This window comes from Stagnihabitans sp., assembly GCF_964946895.1.
On record NZ_CBBQHX010000004.1, the window covers coordinates 172,018 to 192,811 of the forward strand.

At 62.0% G+C, this 20,794-nt stretch carries 15 protein-coding genes; 7 read left to right on the forward strand and 8 right to left on the reverse strand.

Annotation, left to right across the window (positions count from 1 at the left end; all coding sequences use genetic code 11):
- Positions 1 to 6: 6 nt before the first annotated feature.
- The 5 genes from cysN to AC1Y2B_RS04245 are packed head-to-tail and all read right to left on the reverse strand — an operon-like array spanning position 7 to position 5,429.
- Positions 7 to 1,920 carry a sulfate adenylyltransferase subunit CysN gene (gene cysN, locus AC1Y2B_RS04225; protein WP_482251809.1) on the reverse strand — a complete coding sequence of 638 codons (1,914 nt, stop codon included), beginning with the start codon at positions 1,918 to 1,920 and terminating at the stop codon, positions 7 to 9.
- Positions 1,921 to 2,853, reverse strand: coding sequence for a sulfate adenylyltransferase subunit CysD (gene cysD / locus AC1Y2B_RS04230; protein WP_482251810.1), 933 nt, complete (start codon positions 2,851 to 2,853; stop codon positions 1,921 to 1,923).
- A 2-nt stretch (positions 2,854 to 2,855) separates the two neighbouring features.
- Complete coding sequence (locus tag AC1Y2B_RS04235) at positions 2,856 to 3,062, reverse strand: hypothetical protein (RefSeq protein WP_482251811.1); 207 nt, start codon at positions 3,060 to 3,062, stop codon at positions 2,856 to 2,858.
- A 2-nt stretch (positions 3,063 to 3,064) separates the two neighbouring features.
- Complete coding sequence (locus AC1Y2B_RS04240; RefSeq protein WP_482251812.1) at positions 3,065 to 3,931, reverse strand: YjjW family glycine radical enzyme activase; 867 nt, start codon at positions 3,929 to 3,931, stop codon at positions 3,065 to 3,067.
- A complete protein-coding gene (locus tag AC1Y2B_RS04245) occupies positions 3,903 to 5,429 on the reverse strand; it encodes a YjjI family glycine radical enzyme (RefSeq protein WP_482251813.1) in 1,527 nt (508 codons plus the stop codon). The genes AC1Y2B_RS04240 and AC1Y2B_RS04245 overlap by 29 nt, the downstream gene beginning before the upstream one ends.
- A gap of 233 nt (positions 5,430 to 5,662) precedes the next feature.
- Here AC1Y2B_RS04245 and AC1Y2B_RS04250 point away from each other — a divergent pair, with 233 nt between their 5' ends.
- The 3 genes from AC1Y2B_RS04250 to pnp all read left to right on the forward strand — a co-directional run bounded on the left by AC1Y2B_RS04250 (position 5,663) and on the right by pnp (position 11,314).
- On the forward strand, positions 5,663 to 8,521 hold the full coding sequence (locus AC1Y2B_RS04250) for a beta strand repeat-containing protein (protein ID WP_482251814.1): 2,859 nt from the start codon (positions 5,663 to 5,665) through the stop codon (positions 8,519 to 8,521).
- Positions 8,522 to 8,720: 199 nt separating this feature from the next.
- Positions 8,721 to 8,990, forward strand: coding sequence for a 30S ribosomal protein S15 (rpsO, locus tag AC1Y2B_RS04255; RefSeq protein WP_482251815.1), 270 nt, complete (start codon positions 8,721 to 8,723; stop codon positions 8,988 to 8,990).
- 182 nt (positions 8,991 to 9,172) lie between these two features.
- The gene (pnp, locus tag AC1Y2B_RS04260; protein ID WP_482251816.1) at positions 9,173 to 11,314 is read left to right on the forward strand and encodes a polyribonucleotide nucleotidyltransferase; all 2,142 of its coding nucleotides are present in this window, start codon (positions 9,173 to 9,175) and stop codon (positions 11,312 to 11,314) included.
- Positions 11,315 to 11,371: 57 nt separating this feature from the next.
- On the opposite strand, the gene AC1Y2B_RS04265 is transcribed toward pnp, so the two are convergent.
- Positions 11,372 to 11,725 carry a hypothetical protein gene (locus AC1Y2B_RS04265; protein WP_482251817.1) on the reverse strand — a complete coding sequence of 118 codons (354 nt, stop codon included), beginning with the start codon at positions 11,723 to 11,725 and terminating at the stop codon, positions 11,372 to 11,374.
- A 233-nt stretch (positions 11,726 to 11,958) separates the two neighbouring features.
- Here AC1Y2B_RS04265 and AC1Y2B_RS04270 point away from each other — a divergent pair, with 233 nt between their 5' ends.
- Positions 11,959 to 13,257: a D-amino acid dehydrogenase gene (locus AC1Y2B_RS04270; RefSeq protein ID WP_482251818.1), complete on the forward strand. Its 1,299-nt coding sequence runs from the start codon at positions 11,959 to 11,961 to the stop codon at positions 13,255 to 13,257.
- Between the two features lie 63 nt (positions 13,258 to 13,320).
- Positions 13,321 to 14,625, forward strand: coding sequence for a CorA family divalent cation transporter (locus tag AC1Y2B_RS04275; RefSeq protein WP_482251819.1), 1,305 nt, complete (start codon positions 13,321 to 13,323; stop codon positions 14,623 to 14,625).
- A gap of 31 nt (positions 14,626 to 14,656) precedes the next feature.
- Here AC1Y2B_RS04275 and AC1Y2B_RS04280 read toward each other — a convergent pair whose 3' ends face one another.
- Positions 14,657 to 15,313: a peroxiredoxin gene (locus AC1Y2B_RS04280; RefSeq protein ID WP_482251820.1), complete on the reverse strand. Its 657-nt coding sequence runs from the start codon at positions 15,311 to 15,313 to the stop codon at positions 14,657 to 14,659.
- 234 nt (positions 15,314 to 15,547) lie between these two features.
- Here AC1Y2B_RS04280 and AC1Y2B_RS04285 point away from each other — a divergent pair, with 234 nt between their 5' ends.
- Both AC1Y2B_RS04285 and AC1Y2B_RS04290 read left to right on the forward strand, forming a co-directional pair.
- On the forward strand, positions 15,548 to 17,005 hold the full coding sequence (locus AC1Y2B_RS04285; RefSeq protein WP_482251821.1) for an aldehyde dehydrogenase family protein: 1,458 nt from the start codon (positions 15,548 to 15,550) through the stop codon (positions 17,003 to 17,005).
- 168 nt (positions 17,006 to 17,173) lie between these two features.
- On the forward strand, positions 17,174 to 19,150 hold the full coding sequence (locus AC1Y2B_RS04290) for an oxidoreductase (protein WP_482251822.1): 1,977 nt from the start codon (positions 17,174 to 17,176) through the stop codon (positions 19,148 to 19,150).
- On the opposite strand, the gene AC1Y2B_RS04295 is transcribed toward AC1Y2B_RS04290, so the two are convergent.
- Positions 19,147 to 20,772 (reverse strand): FMN-binding glutamate synthase family protein, encoded by a 1,626-nt coding sequence (locus AC1Y2B_RS04295; RefSeq protein WP_482251823.1) that lies wholly within the window; start codon positions 20,770 to 20,772, stop codon positions 19,147 to 19,149. The genes AC1Y2B_RS04290 and AC1Y2B_RS04295 overlap by 4 nt on opposite strands.
- Positions 20,773 to 20,794 lie beyond the last annotated feature (22 nt).

Below are 20,794 nucleotides of genomic sequence, written 5' to 3' on the forward strand. Positions count from 1 at the left end.
GTTGTCTCACCGGGCCAGAATGGCGTCCACAATCCGGTTTGCGGCATCTTCGGCGTCAAGTTCCACCGTGTTCACGATGATCTCGGGCGCTTCCGGCGGTTCATAGGGGCTGTCGATGCCGGTGAAGTTCTTCAGCTGACCGGCCCGCGCTTTCTTGTACAGCCCCTTCACATCGCGGCTTTCCGCAACGCTGAGCGGTGTATCGACATAGACCTCGATGAACTCACCGGCCGCCATCAGATCGCGGACCATCCGGCGTTCGGACCGGAAGGGAGAGATGAAGGCGGTCAGCACGATCAGCCCGGCGTCGGTCATCAGGCGCGCCACTTCGCCCACGCGTCGGATGTTTTCCACCCGGTCGGCATCGGTGAAGCCAAGATCGCGGTTCAGCCCGTGGCGCACGTTGTCACCGTCCAAGAGGAAGGTGTGCTTGCCAAGCGCGTGCAGCTTGGATTCCACCATGTTGGCGATGGTCGATTTGCCCGAACCGGACAGGCCGGTGAACCAGACCACGCAGGGCTTTTGCGTCTTCAAGGCGGCGTGCGCCTCGCGGTTAACTTCCAGCGCTTGCCAGTGGATGTTCTGGCTGCGGCGCAGGGCGAAGTGGATCATCCCGGCGGCAACCGTGGCATTGCTGATCCGGTCGATCAGGATGAAGCCGCCAAGGTCGGGGTTGACGTTGTAGGCTTCAAACGGAATGGCGCGGTCGATCGACAGGTTGCAGACGCCGATGGCATTCAGACCCAAGGTGCGCGAGGCAATGTGCTCCAGCGTGTTGACGTTCACCTCGTATTTCGGTTCGGTCACCGTGGCGGTCACGGTTTGGGTGCCGATCTTTAGCAGATACGGACGGCCCGGCAGCATGGCATGTTCGTCCATCCAGACCAGGGTCGCCTCGAACTGATCCGCCACCTCGCACGGCGCATCCGATTGCACGATGACATCGCCACGCGAGCAGTCGATTTCATCGTTGAAGGTCAGGGTGATCGACTGGCCGGCAACGGCCTGATCCAGATCGCCGTCCAGCGTGACGATGGATTTCACCGTGGTCGTCTTGCCTGAGGGCAGCACGCGGATCGCATCGCCGGGGCGGATGACCCCCGCGCCGATCTGCCCGGCAAAGCCACGGAAGTCCAGGTTCGGACGGTTCACCCATTGCACCGGCATCCGGAACGGCAGGTCGACCATGCGGGCGACGTTGACGGGTGCCACCTCCAGATGGCCCAGCAGCGTCGGCCCGGTGTACCAAGGCATGGCCGAGCTTTTGGTGACGATGTTGTCACCCTTCAGGCCGGAAATCGGGATCGGCAGGAACGTCGCCATCCCGATCTGCTTGGCGAAGTGGCTGTATTCCTTGATGATCTCGTAGAAGCGTTCTTGGCTGTAGCCCACAAGGTCCATCTTGTTGACCGCCAGCACCACGTTCTTGATGCCCAGAAGTTGCACCAGATACGAATGTCGCCGGGTCTGTGTCAGCACCCCTTGCCGGGCGTCAATCAGGATGACCGCAAGGTCCGCCGTAGACGCCCCCGTCACCATGTTGCGGGTATATTGTTCATGGCCGGGAGTATCCGCCACGATGAACTTGCGCTTGTCGGTGGCGAAGAAGCGGTAGGCGACGTCGATGGTGATGCCTTGCTCGCGCTCGGCCGCCAGACCGTCAACCAGCAGGGCAAAGTCGATCTCCTGGCCCTGGGTGCCCGATACCTTGCTGTCACGCTCCAGCGTCGCAAGCTGGTCTTCGAAGATCATCTTGCTGTCATAGAGCAAGCGGCCGATCAGCGTCGACTTGCCATCATCGACCGAGCCGCAGGTGATGAAGCGCAGCATGGTCTTGTGCTGGTGCTGCAGAAGGTAGGCGTCGATATCCTCGGCAATCAGCTTGTCGGTGACATAGACAGGGTCAATCTGAACGGTCATTTAGAAATACCCCTCTTGCTTCTTCTTCTCCATCGAGGCGGCTTGATCGTGGTCGATCGCCCGGCCCTGACGTTCTGACGTGGTGGTCAGCAGCATTTCCTGAATGACCTGCGGCAAGGTCGTGGCCTGCGACTCCACGGCGCCGCTAAGCGGGTAGCAGCCCAGAGTGCGGAAGCGGACGGACCGCATCTGCGGCACCTCTCCGGGGTGCAGACGGAAGCGGTGGTCATCGACCATCAGCAACAGCCCATCGCGTTCGACCACCGGGCGCGGCGCCGAGAAATACAGCGGCACGATCTCGATGCCTTCCAGATGGATGTATTGCCAGATGTCCAGCTCGGTCCAGTTGGAAATCGGAAAGACCCGGATGCTTTCGCTCTTGGCCTTGCGGGTGTTGTACAGCTTCCAAAGCTCCGGCCGCTGGTTCTTGGGGTCCCAGCGGTGGTTGGCCGAGCGGAACGAGAAAACGCGTTCCTTTGCGCGGGATTTCTCTTCGTCCCGGCGCGCACCGCCGAAGGCCACGTCGAAATTGTACTTGGTCAACGCCTGTTTCAAGCCTTCGGTCTTCCACATGTCGGTGTGCAATCCGCCGTGGTCGAAAGGGTTGATGCCCTTCTCCAGCGCCTCGGGGTTTTGATGGACGATCAGATCCATTCCCGCATCCTTGGCGGCCTTCTCGCGCAACTCGTACATGGCGCGGAATTTCCACGTTGTATCGACGTGCAGCAGCGGGAAGGGTGGCGGCGCGGGGTAAAAGGCCTTTTTGGCCAGATGCAGCATCGTCGCGGAATCCTTGCCGACCGAATAGAGCATCACCGGGTTTTCGGCATTCGCCACAACCTCGCGCATGATGTGGATGCTTTCGGCTTCCAGACGCTGCAGGTGGGTCAATGTGCTTGGCGTCAATCCTTGCGCTCCGTGTGTGCTCGTCATCATCAGGTTCCTTGCAGAATAGCTTTCATCTTGTGCCAATTTTCGCGCGCCTGCGCCAGCACGGCAAACACCGCAAGGGCACCAGAAGCAAGAAGGATTGCCTGCAAGCCCCGCACCCCATGCAATTTGCGCTCAATCCCGACGCATCGGTCGAGATAGTGTTCCACCAGCCGAACGCAACCGGGAATTCCCTTCTTTTCTGCCGCCAAGGTCAAAGCCAGACGGCGGGCACGATCACCGGCCCCACCTCAGCCTGACGCAACTGATCCGCCACCTCTTCCACCCGCCGGCGGGGCATCGCGGGCCAATCCGCAGCCTTGCCCCGCACACCCTGCGCGTGAAAGGCATTGAGGCGGAGGCGCAGGGGGCCGCCCAAGTCCCGCGCAAAGCGGATCAGCCGGGTGACCTCTTCGGCCGTGTCGGTCAGGCCGGGCAGCATCAGAAAGCGCAACTCGTGCAGTTTGCCGGCCGCATGGGTGATGCGCGCGCTGGCCAGACTGCGGGTATTGTCGCGCCCTGTCAGGGTCAGATGCAGGGCCGGGTCAAAAGCCTTGATGTCCAGCATCACGCCATCGGTCACCGGTAAAAGGCCGCGCCAGCCCTGCGCGCCAAGATGCCCGTTGGAGTCGATGAAGCAGGTCAGGCCGGCAAGTTCGGGGTCCTGCCGGATCGCGGTGAACAGGGCCGCGACGAAGGCGCCTTGCAGCGTCGGCTCGCCCCCTGACACTGTGATGCCGGACAGAAACGCCCGGTTCTGGCGCAGAAGGGTCAGGATATCGGCCACGGAATAGGCCAGCACCATCGGGCTGGCGCTGATCGGGCAGGCTTTCAGGCAGTCGTCGCATTGGGTGCAAAGCGCAGGGTCAAAATGCACCTTGCCCTCCACTAGGGTCAGCGCCGCCGTTGGGCAGGCGGTCAGGCAGACGCCGCAATCGTTGCACTGGCCGATGGTATGCGGGTTATGGCAGGCGGCGCAGGCATAGTTGCAGCCCTGCAGGAACAGGACCAGACGATTGCCCGGCCCATCCACGCAAGACCACGGCAGGACCTTACTGATCCGCGCCAGCGGCAAGTTCATGGGCCAATACCCTCGGTTTGCGCGCCAGAATGGCCGTCATCTTCGCCGCCTCGGCCCCCAAAGCCGTGGTGTCGGTGCGTGATCCCTTTTCGGCGTTGTACCGCGCCACATCCGACAGGCGGATCATGTAGCCGGTGACCCGCACCAGATCATTGCCCCCGACATTGGCGGTAAACTCGCGCAGGCCGCAGGCGAAGGCACCTTTGCACAGATCCAGCACGGCATCCGGGTTGGCCTTGACCGTTGCATCCAGCGTCAGGATTTCCGAGATGCCGGAGGGGTAATATGCATGATGCGGCGCCAAGGCTTGCACATGGGTCACCGGGTCAGGCTCTGTGCCATAGGGAATCCGCACCCCCGGCGTCAGGCCTGTGTCGGTGGACAAACCGGCTTGCGCGTGCAGCATCGCCCGGCCCCGCCAGACATGCCGCAGGGGCCGCGCGGCCACCATCTCGGCCAGCTTGGCCGAGATGGCGTGCCCCAAGGCATTGGCGCGGGCATCGTGGCCATAGGCTCCGGTCTGGCCCTGCAGGTGGTTCACCGCCTCGGCCATGGCAAAGACGCCGAACATGGCGGTAAAGCGGGTGGGGTCGATCCAGCCTTCGGTCACAAGGAAGCTGTCGAAGAAGCCGGATCGGTCGAACAGATAGTCGATCCGCGCCTGCGTCAGTCGGAAATTCAGGTCGACGAACGTCGGCAGGGCCCGGTTCAGGAAATCCTCGACATCGCGCGACCGCTTGGCGACCTCGAACAGATTGACCCGGGTCAAAGTGGACGCACCGCCCCCCAAAGGCAGCGCGTTGTAACAGCTGACGATGGCATAGCCCCTGTCGTCAAAGGCCGCCGCATGGAGCGGATGGTTGGCGATATGCGGCTTTGAGCACACCGTGATATTCCCGATGGCCTGCCTCAGAATGGCCTCGGTGCTCCGGGCTGGATCATAGCGGAAGGTCAGGTTCGGCGCGATCTGCCCCAGTTCAGCGTCGACCTGCAGAATGGTGCGGGCAACGCGGTTGTCGCTTGGCCCGATGTTGGCATGCAGGAAGGCGTCTGGCAGCACCCGGTCGATATAGCGCCAGAAGAGCCTGATCTTGGCCTGCAGGTCCGCGTCCGAAACCCCCGCGCAGAAGGGCAGCAGCAGGTCATCCAACTGCCCGATATAGACCGGCATCCCGGTGATCGAGGGCACATGGTGGTAGGCGATCATCAGGGTATGGATCGCCTCGTCCAGCGTCTGCGGGACGGGCAGTTCCAGCCAGTCAGAGCCGTTTTTCAGAACCACTGCATAGTCGGGCAAGACGTAGCGCGGCCGATAGGGCGCGTGGCCCTCATACATGTCGCAGATCACCCGTGCATCCAGCGCGGCCTGCGTTTCCGCGTCCAGCGGCAGATAGGGCAGGGCGTTCTCTGCCTCTGTCGCCAAGGCATGCGCTTTCTGTGCCGGGCTTAGCGTGGGGGTGTTGACGATGCGGCGCAGGGTTGCGGGGTTTGGCGTCATGGCAAATCCTTTCACAGGCCTGCCGCCCCGGTCACGGGGCAGAATGCAACTGTGCCTGCGTAAACCGGACGGCTGCCGCCCGCCTTGATCCGTGTCAAACGCCCCATCGGCCAAATGCAGCAAGACCGCCGCAGATTGCCACGACTCTCTCACAAAGCAGCCGCATTTTCTGCATTCTGCCGCCGCTTTCGGACCCGATATTCGCAAAATCTATTTCAAATTAGGGACTCGCCATGGCCACCTTCACATTCAGCACGCTGGTCAACAACCAGACGATCGCCTTTGATCCGCTCCACGATGTCTTGTCCTTTGATTCCAGCGTGCGGCCGGCAGAGTTGCTGATCAACAGCACGGCCAGCGGGGTGCAATTCTCGGTGCATGGCAAGTCGATTGTTCTGTCGAGTATCGCGCTCGACGATCTGGGCGTCAGTTCCGCCACCGCGCTGCCCAACGTGACCTTCGGATCGACCGGCGTCCTGCTGGTGGGCGAGGGGACCACGGCCCATGACGGCGATCTGGCCAACAATCTGACCGGTGGCGCAGGCGACGATGCCCTTCTGGGTCTGGGCGGCAACGACATTCTGGATGGCGGCACCGGCGCGGATCTGATGGTGGGCGGTTTGGGCGATGACACCTACAAGGTGGACAACGTCGGCGATGTGATCACGGAAGAGGGCGCGGGCACCGATCTTGTGCTGTCTTCGGTCAGCTACACTTTGGCCAGCAATGTCGAGAACATGACGCTGACCGGCGTCGGCGCGATCAATGCCACCGGCAATGCCCTGGCCAATATCTTGATCGGCAATGCCAATGACAACGTCCTTGATGGCAAGGTCGGGGCCGACACCATGATCGGCGGCGATGGCAACGACACCTATGTGGTCGACAACAGCCTCGACAAGGTGACCGAGACCAACAGCAGCTTCACCCAGATCGACACGGTGAATGCCAGCGTGAACTACACGCTGGGGGCGAACCTTGAAAACCTGCTTCTGACCGGCACTTTGGGCCTTGTCGGCGTGGGCAACCACCGTGACAACGTCATCACCGGCAACACCGGGGCCAACACCCTAAACGGGGGGCATGGGGCCGATACGATGACCGGCGGCGACGGCAATGACACATTCATCGTCGACAATGTCGGCGACCATGTGGTCGAAACCAACAACAGCGTGACCCAGATCGACATGGTCGCCAGCACGATTTCCTACACTCTTGGCGACAATCTGGAAGATCTGCGCCTGCTTGGCACGGCCGATCTGAACGCGACCGGCAATGCGCTGAACAACATCCTTTACGCCAACGCCGGCAACAATGTGCTGGATGGTCAGGGCGGCAACGACACCGTGTCCTATGCCAATGTGTCGATCCTTGGTCTTGTGCCCGGGGCCCCGGCCACCGCCACCTTGACCAGCAGCGTCAGCACGGCTGGCGTCATCGTCGACCTCAACAACACCGGCGTGCAAGACACCCAAGGCTCCGGCTTTGACAAGCTGATCAACATCGAGAACCTGACCGGCAGCATCTACAATGACGAGTTGACCGGCAACGCCGGCAACAACATCCTTGACGGCAACGCAGGCGCTGACCTGCTGACCGGGGGCAAGGGCAATGACACCTATGTCGTGGATGGCGCCGATACGGTGGTGGAACTGGCCAACGAGGGCATCGACACCGTGCAGTCCAGTGTCTCGTACCGGCTGACAGCCAACGTGGAATACCTGACCCTGACCGGCACCGCCACCAGCGGCATCGGCAACAATCTGGACAACCAGCTGGTCGGCAATGCCAGCAACAACTTCCTCGATGGCCGGGCCGGGGCGGACAAGATGAATGGTGGCGGCGGCAACGACACCTATGTCGTCGACAACATCGGCGACGAAATCACCGATGCTTCGGGCACCGATCTGGTGATGACCTACATCAACCAAACCTTGGGCAGCAGCCTTGAAAACCTGCGCCTGATGGGGACCAACGCGCTCAATGGCACGGGCAACGTGCTCAACAACGTCATCTGGGCCAATATCGGCGACAACGTCATGGATGGCGGCGGCGAGACGCTGGTGCTGGGCGTCAAGGGCGATACGCTGTCCTATGAATTCGGCGCGACCGCGGGGATCACCTTCGATCTGTCGCTGACCTCGGCGCAGGCCACCGGCGGCTCCGGCACCGACACCGCGATCAATTTCGAGAACCTGACCGGCAGCAACTACGACGACCTTCTGTCGGGCAACGCCGGCGCAAACGTCCTGGATGGACTGGCCGGCGTGGATACCCTGTCCTACGCCAACTCGGCTGCGGCGGTGACCATCAATCTGACCGAAGAGACGGCGGTTTCAGGCGGCATCATCGACACGGTGAAGAACTTCGAGAACGTCGTCGGCAGCGCGTTCAACGATGTGATGACCGGCGATCTGGGCAACAACGTCTTCACCGGTGGCGGTGGCATCGACACCGTGTCCTTCGGCAACGTGCTGCAAGACGAAGGGGGTGTCGTGGCGGATCTGAGCATCCTGGGCAGTCAGAACACGCTGGCCTCGGGCTTCGACACCTTTGTGGGCATCCGGAACCTGACCGGTTCGCTGAACGACGACAGTCTGACCGGCGACACCCAGGCCAACGTTCTGAACGGCGGTGCGGGCAACGACACCCTGCACGGTGGCCTCGGCAATGACACCGTGCTCGGTGGTGCCGGGGATGATTCGGTGGACGGCGGCGCCGGCAATGACCTTGTGTCGGGTGGTGCGGGGGCTGACAAGCTGACCGGTGGCGCGGGGGCCGACGTCTTCCTGTTCGACACCCAGGCCAGTGCCGCCAATGTCGACAAGATCACCGACTTCAGCGTGACGGATGACACGATCCAGCTGGATCATCTGGTCTATGCCGCCCTGACCACCGGCGCCGTGTCGGGGGCGGGTTTTGCCGCGAACACCACCGGTCTGGCGGCCAGCGCCGCCGACCACATCATCTACCAGACCACCACCGGCAACCTGTACTACGACGCTGACGGCAACGGGTCGGGGGCCGCGGTGCAGATTGCAACACTGACGTCCGGGCTGGCCCTGACCGCCGCAGACTTCTTCGTCATCTGAGGCCGGCCTTTTCCCGGCCCGTTTCAAACCCGCGCAGGGGGCGTGCACCGCAGCCTCCTGCGTTTTCGCTTCCCTTTCCGGCCTTTTCCCCCTATACGCGCGCATCTTCCACGCTTGGAAGACGCGCTTAGCAGACTCAAGGGCCTTGCTGGACGACATCCCGGCTTGCGCCGTCACACTCAACCGATTGGAGATCCCGATGTCGATCACCGTTGAAGAAAAAGCCCGCCTGATCAAGGAATACGCGACCAAAGAGAACGACACCGGCTCGCCGGAAGTTCAGGTTGCCATCCTGTCCTCGCGGATCGCCACCCTGACCGAGCACTTCAAGAGCCACAAGAAAGACAACCACTCTCGCCGTGGTCTGTTGATGCAGGTTGCGCAACGCCGCAAGCTTCTGGACTATCTGAAGTCCAAGGACGAGGCGCGTTACGCTGCGCTGATCTCCCGTCTGGGGCTGCGCCGCTAAGCTGATAACGCGCCCGGGCATCGCTCGGGCGCTTTGTCTATCTGGCCCCGGCTGATCCGGGGCGGCCCAACCGCGCCAGGGCTCTGCGCGGCGGGTGATCCGCAAGAGAAAATGAGCCAGGGGCATACGGCCCCTACGCAAAGCCGGCGGGAGGGTCCCCCGGCATCAGATAGGATGAAACTATGTTCACCATTACCCAGAAATCCATCCAGTGGGGCAACGACACGCTCACGCTGGAAACGGGCAAGGTTGCGCGTCAGGCTGACGGTTCGGTTATCGCCACTTTGGGCGAAACCTCTGTCATGGCCAACGTGACCTTCGCCAAGCAGGCGAAACCCGGTCAGGATTTCTTCCCCCTGACGGTCCACTATCAGGAAAAGTACTACGCAGCCGGCAAGATCCCCGGTGGCTTCTTCAAGCGCGAAGCACGCCCGTCGGAAAAGGAGACCCTCGTCTCCCGCCTGATCGACCGCCCCTGCCGCCCGCTGTTCGTTGAAGGCTTCAAGCATGAAGTCCTCGTCATGGCCACCGTGCTGTCCTGCGACCTCGTGAATGATCCCGACATCGTCGCCATGATCGCCGCTTCCGCCGCCCTGACCATTTCCGGCGTGCCCTTCATGGGTCCGATCGCTGCCGCCCGCGTTGGCTTCTCGAAGGGCGCCTATGTCCTGAACCCGGCGATGGACGACATGACCCAACTGCGGGGCAACCCCGAGCAGCGGCTTGATCTGGTTGTCGCTGGCACCAAAGACGCCGTGATGATGGTGGAATCCGAAGCCTATGAGCTGTCGGAAGACGAGATGCTGGGTGCCGTCAAGTTCGGCCATGCCCAGATGCAGCCGGTCATCGACCTGATCATCGACTTCGCCGAAATCGCGGCAAAAGAGCCCTTCGACTTCTCCCCCCCGGATATCTCGGCGCTCTACGCCAAGGTTCAGGCCGCTGGTGAAGTGCAAATGCGCGCCGCTTTCGCCCTGCGCGACAAGCAAGAGCGTTCCAATGCCATCGACGCGGCTTCCGCCGCGATCAAGGCAGCCTTGGCTCCGGAAGATCTGGCCGACATCAACCTCGGCTCGGCGATCAAGAAGCTGGAATCCTCGATCCTGCGCGGCGACATCATCAACGGTGGCGCGCGCATTGACGGTCGTGACAACAAGACCGTCCGCCCGATCGTCTGCGAAACCGGCCTGCTGCCGCGCACGCATGGCTCGGCGCTGTTCACCCGTGGGGAAACCCAAGGGCTGGTCGTCACCACCCTCGGGACCGGCGAAGATGAGCAGATCATCGACGCGCTGAACGGCAACACCCGGTCGAACTTCCTGCTGCACTACAACTTCCCGCCCTACTCGGTGGGCGAAGTTGGCCGCGTGGGTTCGCCCGGTCGCCGCGAAATCGGCCACGGCAAGCTGGCATGGCGTGCGCTTCAGGCCGTTCTGCCTGCCGCGACCGATTTCCCGTACACGATCCGTGTCGTGTCGGAGATCACTGAATCCAACGGCTCCTCCTCGATGGCTTCGGTCTGCGGTGGTTCTTTGTCGATGCTGGACGCGGGCGTGCCGCTGAAGGCTCCGGTCGCGGGCGTCGCCATGGGTCTGATCCTGGAAGACGACGGCCGCTTTGCCGTGCTGACCGACATCCTCGGCGACGAGGATCACTTGGGCGACATGGACTTCAAGGTTGCCGGCACCGCCAATGGCATCACCTCGCTGCAGATGGACATCAAGATTGCCGGCATCACGCCCGCGATCATGGAGCAGGCCCTGGCGCAAGCCAAGGACGGCCGGTTGCACATCTTGGGTGAAATGGCCAAGTCGATCTCTGGCCCGCAGGCATTCTCCGCCTATGCGCCCAAGATCGAAACCCTGACCATCCCGACCGACAAGATCCGGGAAGTCATCGGGTCTGGCGGCAAGGTCATCCGCGAAATCGTCGAAGTGTCGGGCGCCAAGGTCGACATCAACGACGACGGCGTGATCAAGATCGCCTCGAACGACGCCGCCGCCATCAAGAAGGCCTATGACATGATCTGGTCGATCGTGGCAGAGCCGGAAGAGGGCCACGTCTACACTGGCAAGGTCGTCAAGCTGGTCGATTTCGGCGCCTTCGTGAACTTCTTCGGCAAGCGTGACGGTCTGGTCCACGTCTCCCAGATCGCCAACAAGCGCTTGAACCACCCGAACGAAGCGCTGAAGGAAGGCCAAGAGGTCAAGGTCAAATTGCTGGGCTTTGACGAGCGTGGCAAAGTCCGTCTGGGCATGAAGATGGTGGATCAGGAAACCGGTCTGGAAATCACCGAAAAGAAAGAAGAGTCCTCGGAGGCCTGAGCTTCCAAGGATCTGTCCTGACCGAAGGGCTCCGGTGGCAACACCGGGGCCTTTTCGTCAACCGGGGGTCAGAACCTCGGTGCCCACGGCGTTCACGCCATCCACCGTCCAGGTGCCGTCCAGCGTGCCGTCCTTCTGGATCAGGTAGATCACCAACCCGACCTTGCCGTTCAGCTCATACCCTGCCGTGAAGGCATTGCCGTCGCGCATGCAGATCCCGTTCGAGGTGGAACTGCCGGTCTTCCAGACGATGTTGCAGGTGTATTGGCTGGTCAGGGTGATGTCGGCGTCTCCGCCATAGGACGAACCGTCCAGATTGGTGCCTTTCACCGTGTAATGCCCGCCGACATCCTGCGCCGAAGCCGCAGACGCTGCCAATGCCAGCGCCGTGGCCAAAAAGACGTACCTCATGCCTTCCTCCGTTGTTGCCGTGCCCGATCTTAGCCCGACTCGGCTTCACCGCAGAGGTATTTTCGCAGCGCATGATTATTCGGCAGATCATCGGTCAATCGATATAATCTTCGAGGCAGAGGGACTTGTGCCGGATGATTTACTGCAAAGCCCTGCTCGGACGCCAAACATCGCAAGGAAATGTCAGCCCTCATGCCCTATATTTTATCCATTCCATTTGGCAGGAGAGTTCAATGCGCGTGGTGGTTCTGGGTGCTGGCGTGATCGGTGTGACCTCGGCCTGGTATCTGGCCCAGGCGGGGCACGAGGTGACGGTGATCGACCGTCAATCCGGCCCGGCGCTGGAAACCTCTTTCGCCAATGCGGGGGAAATCAGCCCCGGCTATGCCTCGCCTTGGGCGGCGCCCGGCATTCCGATGAAGGCGCTGAAATGGCTATTCATGCGCCACGCGCCGTTGATCCTGCAGCCCAAGATCGACATGGCCCGGTTGGACTGGATCGTGCAGATGCTGGGCAACTGCAACGCGGCCGCCTATGCCACCAACAAATCCCGCATGGTCCGCCTGGCCGAATACTCGCGCGATGTGCTGCGCGATCTGCGGGCTTCAACCGGCATAACCTATGACGAACGCACCCAAGGCACGCTGCAACTGTTCCGCACGCAAAAGCAGGTTGATGCCGCCTACAAGGACATCGCCGTCCTGAAAGCCGACGGTGTCCCGTTCGAGGTTCTGTCGCCGGAAGACTGTGTCACCGCAGAGCCCGGTCTTGCCTCCAGCTTCAACAAGATCGCCGGCGGCCTGCGCCTGCCGGGGGATGAAACCGGCGATTGCTTCAAGTTCACCAACCGCCTGGCCAAGCTGGCCGAGGCAGCGGGCGTCACCTTCCGCTACGGCGTTGGCATCAACAGCCTTGACCGTCACGGCGACCGCATTGTCGGGGTGGAAACCACCGAAGGTCGCGTGACGGCGGACGCCTATGTGCTGGCGCTTGGCTCCTACTCTCCCGCGCTGGTCAAACCCTTGGGCATGAAGCTGCCGGTCTACCCGGTGAAGGGCTATTCGATCACCGTTCCGATCATTGACGAAGACCGCGCCCCCGTTTCAACCGTGATGGATGAAACCTTCAAGATCGCCATCACCCGTCTGGGCGACCGTATCCGCGTCGGCGGCATGGCGGAAATCTCGGGCTTCGACGCCACCCTGCATCCCCGCCGCCAAGCCACCCTGACCCACTCGGTCGAGGATCTGTTCGGTGGCGCTGGCGACCAATCCAAAGCCGTGTTCTGGAGCGGCCTGCGCCCGATGACCCCCGATGGCACGCCGGTCGTGGGCGCCACGCCGCTGTCCAACCTCTGGCTCAACACCGGTCATGGCACCTTGGGTTGGACCATGTCGACCGGCTCGGCCCGCGTGCTGGCGGACATGGTTTCGGGCCGCCTGCCCGAGATTGACACCTCCGATCTTGGCATGGCGCGCTACAGCCGAAAGCCCGCCGCACCGATCGCCCGGTTGCAGCCCAAGGCGGCCTGAACACGGCTTGACAGGGCCGCAAAGGCCCTGTTGAACCTGTTGAGTAACCGAGACGGAGGGGCCATGTATCTCGATGCCGCGCGTGAACTCCTCCGCAAGCAGAAATTGGTCGAAGGGCTGGTCAAGGGGCAGTCCGCACCCCATCAGGGTCTGGTTGAAACCGTTGTTGAAAAGCAGCAAGGGGTCGAACTCGAGAATTTCCTGACAAAGCTCGCCGTCGCGGACATCGTTGAAATTCTTGAAGCTTTGCCGATTGATGAAGCTGCCATGCTGTGGTCTCACATGCCGTCAGGCCGCTCGACCGACGTGCTGTGGGAAGTGTCAGACGAACTCCGCGACAGTCTGGAAGAGGCCACCGGCCCCCGCCTGTCGGAAACCCGCGTCACTGTCTTTGAACTGAACGCTGGCCGCATCAAGCAAAGCCCGATCAAAGGCCGCAAGGATCTTGAGGGCAAGAAGCCGCTTTGGGTTGACCTTCTGAACGCCTCACCCACCCAACGCGCCTATATCGGCGAGTTCTACAAGCTTGACCTGCCCGATCCCGGCGATGAAACCGATCTGGAGGTGTCGAACCGCTTTCATATCGAGGAAAGCGGGGCCCTGAACCTGCATTCCAACTTCCTTTTGGACCGGGGCGGCAAAAGCCGGTCGATTCCGGTCGCCTTCATCCTGCACAAGGACATCCTGTTTTCCCTGCGCAATGAAGACCTGCCCGTCTTCCGCCTGCAACGGCGCCGCGCCGAAACCGTGCCGGGCTATGCCACGGACTGTTTTGACCTTCTCTTGAACCTCTACGGCTCCGACGTCGAATATTCCGCTGACAGTCTTGAGGATATCTACAAGACCCTGTCCCGCGTCGGCAAACACGTGCTGTCCGAAACCATGACAGACGAAGAAGCCGCCTCGGTCCTGGCCGACATTGCCGAGGAGGAAGACCTCAACGGCCGCATCCGTTCCAACATCATGGACACGCAACGCGCCATCGTCTTTCTGATGCAGTCCCGCGTCCTGGCCGATGCCAATGTGCAAGACGCCAAGCAGGTGCTGCGCAACATCGACAGTCTGAACAGCCACACCGCTTTCCTGTTCGACAAGATCAACTTCCTGATGGATGCCACCATCGGCTTCATCAACATCAACCAGAACCGCCGGGTGACCCAGCTGACCATGCTCAGCCTGGTGTTTCTGCCGATGAACATTCTGGCCGGCATGGGCGGCATGTCAGAGTTTTCGCGGTTCACCGACGGGATTCCCTGGCCGTTATCCTACTCCGCCTTCGCCATCGGCTCCGGTCTGCTGGGCTGGATCACCTATCGCGTGGTGCGTCGGGTCGACCAGAAGAAAGCGCGACGGGCCGAGGGCAAGTAACCCGGGCCCGACGCGATCTTTCTGCGATGCCTTACTGCGGCGCCTTGGCAAAGCGCAGGTAGGGCAGCTTGATGTCCAGCGCGCCAAACCGCTCGGTCGCCTGATCGTTGTTCAGCGCCAGCGCCACGATCACATCCTGACCCACCTGCCAGTTCGCCGGGGTCGCCAACGGCTTGCCATCGGTCAGTTGCACGGCGTCCAGCGCCCGCAGGATCTCGGCAAAATTCCGGCCCACCGACATCGGATAGGTCAGCGACAGCTTAACCTTCTTGTCCTGCCCTACGATGTAGACCGTCCGCACCGTGGCCGAGTTGGCGGGCGTGCGCCCTTCGGTCGGCAGGTAGTAGTCGGCCGGCAGCATGTCATAGGCCTTGGCGACGGTCAGCGAGGTGTCGTCGATGATCGGGAAATCTGCCGGAGCCCCGCCAAACGCCTCGATATCGCGCTTCCACTTTTCATGGTCCTGCACGGAATCGACCGACACGCCAATCACCTTGGTGTTGCGCTTGGCAAATTCGGGCGCCAACTGCGCCACCGCACCGAACTCGGTCGTGCAAACCGGCGTGAAGTCGCGCGGGTGGCTGAAGATGATTCCATAATGGCCATCCAGCCAATCGTGGAACTTGATTTCCCCGGCGGTGGAATTGGCGGTGAAATCGGGTGCGATGTCGTTGATACGAAGGCCCATGGCAATCCTCATGCAAGGTTCTGATGAGGGTGACATACGCAATTCGGAACGAAATTTCATCCCCCTGCGGCAATAGGCGATCAAGAAAGTAAAGATTTCCGCGCAAGTCGGTTCCAGCGGACCATTCGTCCGCCCTGCCGAAAAAGTCGGGATTTGATCAAAGATGACGTCGCCGGTGCTTGCCGCAATCCTGTGTCAATGCCACGATGGAGCGTCCAGCCATGGGAGGCCCGCATGATCATCCGCCGCGAATTCTACATTAATGGCGCTTGGGTCGCCCCAGCCACGCCGCGCGATTGCAACGTCATCGACCCGTCGACCGAAGAGCCTTGCGCCGTGATCTCGCTTGGCAGCCAAGCCGATACCGACGCCGCCGTTGCCGCCGCCAAAGCGGCGTTTCCGGCCTGGGCTGCCACACCGCACGCCGAACGCCGCGCCGTCGTTGTGCGCATCCTTGAACAATACGAACGCCGTCTGGAAGATCTCGCCAAGGCGATCTCGACCGAGATGGGCTCGCCCATCGACCACGCCCGGGGCAGCCAGGCGCCCTGCCTGCCGTGGCATCTGACCAATTTCCTGACCGCCTTCGACCAGCTGGAATGGGTCCGCCCGCTTGGCCCGCATGCCCCTGACACGATGATCGCCCTTGACCCGATCGGCGTCGTCGGCCTGATCACGCCGTGGAACTGGCCGATGAACCAGATCGCGCTGAAGGCCATTCCCGCCATCCTGACCGGCTGCACCTGCGTGCTGAAACCGTCCGAGGAATCCCCCCTCAACGCCATGATCTTCGCCGAATTCTGTCATGACGCGGGCCTGCCGCCGGGTGTCTTCAACTTGGTGAACGGCGATGGCGCGGGCGTCGGCGCCCAGTTGTCCACGCACCCGGATGTCGAGATGATCTCCTTTACCGGCTCGACCCGCGCAGGCCGCGCCATTTCAAAGGCGGCTGCCGAGACGTTGAAGCGCGTGACGCTGGAACTTGGCGGCAAGGGCGCCAACGTGATCTTCGCCGATGCAGACGATGCCGCCGTCGAACGCGGCGTGCGGCACATGATGGACAACTCCGGCCAGTCCTGCAACGCACCCTCCCGCATGCTGGTGCAGCGCCCGGTCTATGACCGCGCTGTCACCATTGCCGCGCAAGTGGCCGACAGCATCAAGGTCGCCTCGGCGCATGAGGCCGGCAACCACATCGGCCCGGTCGTCAACAAGCGCCAGTGGGACCAGATCCAGGGCTACATCCAGAAGGGCATCGACGAGGGCGCCCGCCTTGTCGCCGGCGGCCCCGGCCTGCCAGAGGGCTTCAATCGTGGCTACTACGTCAAACCCACCATCTTCGCTGACGTCACCCCCGGCATGACCATCGAGCGCGAGGAGATCTTCGGCCCGGTCCTGGCCATGATTCCCTTCGACACCGAGGCCGACGCCGTTCGCATCGCCAACGACAGCCCCTACGGCCTGACCCACTACGTCCAAACCCAGGACGGCGCCAAGCGCAACCGCATGGCTTTGGCTCTGAAAGCCGGGATGGTCCAGACCAACGGCCGCTCTCGGGGCGCCGGGGCCTTCTTCGGCGGCGTGAAGTCCTCGGGTCGTGCGCGCGAGGGGGGACTCTGGGGGCTTGAAGAGTTCCTCGAATCCAAAGCCATCTCTGGCTGGGACATCACCCAACCCCTCGCGGCGGAATAATAACTGCGCAATTTCGCGCCGAAATGGCCATTTATGGCTCTTCGGTGCGAAATCTTGTGAAGACAGAAGGAAGACGGCAGGAAGACGCAAAGAAGACGTCCGGATGACGCTTCCAGACCACCCGTCGCTTCCGGCGAAGCTAGGCTTGGCCAACACCCGGAGGCCCCCATGACCCAGCACCGCCACCTCTTGTCCCCGCTGAACCTGCGCGGACTAACCCTCAGAAATCGCATCGTTTTCGGCGCCCACACCGCCAACATGTCCGACATGGGCATTCCGGGGCCCAGGGTGCAGGGCTATCTGGAGGAGCGCGCCTTGGGTGGTGCCGGGATGATCGTCTCCGAACCCGTGCCTGTGCATCGGACTGGTGTGCTAACCCGCGGAAATTACTTGCATTCCTCTGACGAAGTCATCCCCCATTTCCGCAAGATCACCGATGCGGTGAAGGCGGCGGGTGCCGTGATCCTGCAACAGCAATACCACATCGGCGCCCATGGCGACAGTGACCTGTCCTTCGCCCCGCACTGGAGCCCCTCTGGCCTGCCGTCCTATCACGATTCTGACGGTTCCCATGCCATGACCGAACGCGAAATCGAGGAACTGCTTGACGCCCACGCCGCTGCCGCCCTTCGTTCAAAACTGTCTGGATTCCAAGGGGTTGAGGTCTGGGCCGCCTACCATTCCCTGCTCGATCAATTCTGGACACCGTGGAGCAACCGCCGCACCGATCGCTGGGGCGGCTCGCTGGAAAACCGCACCCGCTTCTCGCGCACTCTGATCGAGCGTATTCGCAAGACCTGTGGCGAGGATTTCATCGTCGGCCTCGCCATCAGCTACTCCCCGGCCTATCCGGTCATGCTATCCGATGCAGAAATGTGTGAAATCATAAGCTTGCATGATGCTACGGGCCATGTCGACTATGTGACCTGCGGCTACGGCAGCTATCTTGACTTCGAAGGCATCATCCCGCCGTTCACCCACGGCGAGAAACTTTCAACGCCTTTGACGGCGCAGTTGAAAGGAATTGTTAAGCACGCTGTGATTACATCAGAGGCGGGCATCCGGACGCCCGAAAATGCTGAAACCATCCTCGCCAGCGGCGAGGCTGATCTTGTCTCCATTGTGCGGGGCCAGATTGCCGATCCGCATCTGGCGCGCAAGACCATGGAAGGACGTGTCGAGGATATTCGCGGCTGTATTTCCTGCAACCAGATGTGCTGGGGGCGGCGCAGCCGGGACTACTGGATTTCCTGCCTGATCAACCCATCGGCGGGACGCGAGTTCGAATGGGGCGGCGACCGCTTTGAACCGGCCACCCAACCGCGCTCGGTCCTGGTGGTGGGGGCTGGCCCTGCCGGGTTGGAGGCGGCGCGTGCGGCAGCCGAACGTGGCCATTCGGTCGAGATTGTCGAGGCGCTCCCCGTCGTCGGAGGCCAATTCCGCCTTGCCGGGCAGCAGCCCCGTCGGGCGCAGATCCTCGACTTGATGGAGTGGTATGAGCGTCAATTCACTAAACTTGGTGTCCGCCTGCGTCTGAACACCTATATGGAGGAGGACGAGATCGTCGCGCATCCCGCAGACGTGGTCATCTTCGCCACCGGATCACTGCCCGACGAGACCGGTTTCCAACGTTGGCTTCCCGGACAAGAGAAACTTCCCGGTATTGAACTTGGCGGCGTCTGGTCTCCAGAAGCCGTCCTGCGGCGCGAGGCGCGACTTGGGGATACCGTGGTGTTGTACGACGAAGGCTCCAACTGGCGCGGCGTGGGCACAGCGTGGGCCATGGCGGAACAGGGGAAGCGGGTGATCCTTGTCACGCCTGAAGCCTTCGTCGGCAAGGAAATCGCCCGAACCGCCGCCGATCAGGCCACCCGGCGCCGGCTGGCCCAACTGGGGGTGGAGTTCAAGACCGAACACTGCCTCAGCCGGTGGCACGGCAATGGGGTGACCATTCGCAACATGTTGACCGGAAACGAGGAAACCCTTGCTGCTTCCGCGCTGGTCATGTCGACGACGAACCGCGCCTATGACCCGTTCCCCGAAACCTTTCCCGGCAAGACGGTTCACCGTATCGGCGATTGCACCGCACCCCGTCTGGCGGCCTATGCTTTCCATGAGGGTCGCAAACTGGCGCTGACCCTTTAGGCGTTTCGGGCAAAACTGCTGGCTGAGGCAAGACTCCACGCTTCGTGGAACAGCGCAGCCGAGCTTGGATCGGCCAAAAGTTGACCCGGCGCAAGCATCTCATATTGCTGGGCAAAAGAGATAACGCGGTCAGAACTGGCGCGCCGCAGGAAGTGGTGTGGCTTCAACTCGGACGGGTGGGACAAGCCTGCCGCGCCGACCAGTTCAGACAACGCATGGATCGTGTTGCGGTGAAAATTGGTCACCCGCTCTGCCTTGTCCGGCACCACGATGGCTCTTTGGCGCAGCGGGTCTTGTGAGGTTACGCCGGTCGGGCAGGACCCGGTGTGGCACGCCTGCGCCTGAATGCAGCCGACCGCGAACATGAAACCGCGCGCCGCATTGCACCAATCCGCCCCCAGCGCCAGAACCTTGGCCATGTCAAAGGCCGAGGTGATCTTGCCCGAGGCGCCGATCTTGATGCGGTCGCGCAGGCCGATGCCCACCAAAGCATTGTGTGCAAAGGACAAACCATCTCGCAGCGGCATGCCGACATGGTCCATGAACTCCAGCGGAGCAGCCCCTGTACCACCCTCTTTGCCGTCAATTACGATGAAATCGGGGGTGATGCCGGTCTCCAGCATGGCCTTGCAGATCGCCATGAACTCCCACCGATGGCCGATGCAGAGCTTGAAGCCGGCAGGCTTGCCGCCTGAGAGGTCGCGCATCTTTGCGACGAACTCCAGGAGGCCAATCGGGGTTGAAAAGGCGGAATGGCTGGCCGGTGAGACGCAATCCGCGCCCATCGGCACACCGCGAATCGCGGAAATCTCGGCCGTCACCTTGGCAGCAGGCAAGACGCCGCCATGGCCGGGCTTTGCCCCCTGACTCAGCTTCAACTCAACCATTTTGATTTGCGGATCTGTGGCGCTTTCGGCAAAGCGTGACGCATCAAAGCCGCCCTTAGGGTCACGTGCCCCGAAATAGCCCGAACCCAGTTCCCAGACCAGATCACCGCCGAATTCCCGATGATAGGGTGAAACCCCACCCTCGCCGGTGTCGTGATAGAAGCCACCGTGCAAGGCGCCCTTGTTCAAGGCACGCACCGCATTGGCTGACAGGGCACCGTAACTCATCGCGGAAATGTTCAGCAGCGAGGCGGAATAGGGCCTGGCCCCGCCGGCCCCGATCACAACCCGCATCGCCTCGATCGGGGCGGCGGATTTTGGCGCGATCGAGTGATGCAGCCATTCATATTGTTCTTCATATACATTGTATTGCGTGCCAAACGGCCTTTTGTCCAAGGCCTGTTTGGCGCGCTGGTAGACGATGGCCCGCTTGTCGCGCGGGAAGGGGGTGCCGTCCTTGTCGCCTTCAAAGAAATACTGGCGCATCTCTGGCCGGATAGTCTCCAGAACGAATCGCAGATGCCCAGCGACGGGGTAGTTGCGCAGGACGGCGTGGCGGGTCTGCGTCAGGTCATGCAGCCCCAACAGCAAGACGCCCAGGCAGAGCAGCGCCAAGGGCTCTGACAGAAACCGCTCCGCCGGCCAGATCGCCGCCAGCAGCAGGGACAGGAAGAACAGGGCGAAAGCCCCGGCGATTGGCAGGAAGCGAACCTCAAAGATCGTGCGTGGCGGCATCGGATTTACTTTCGCTGGGGGC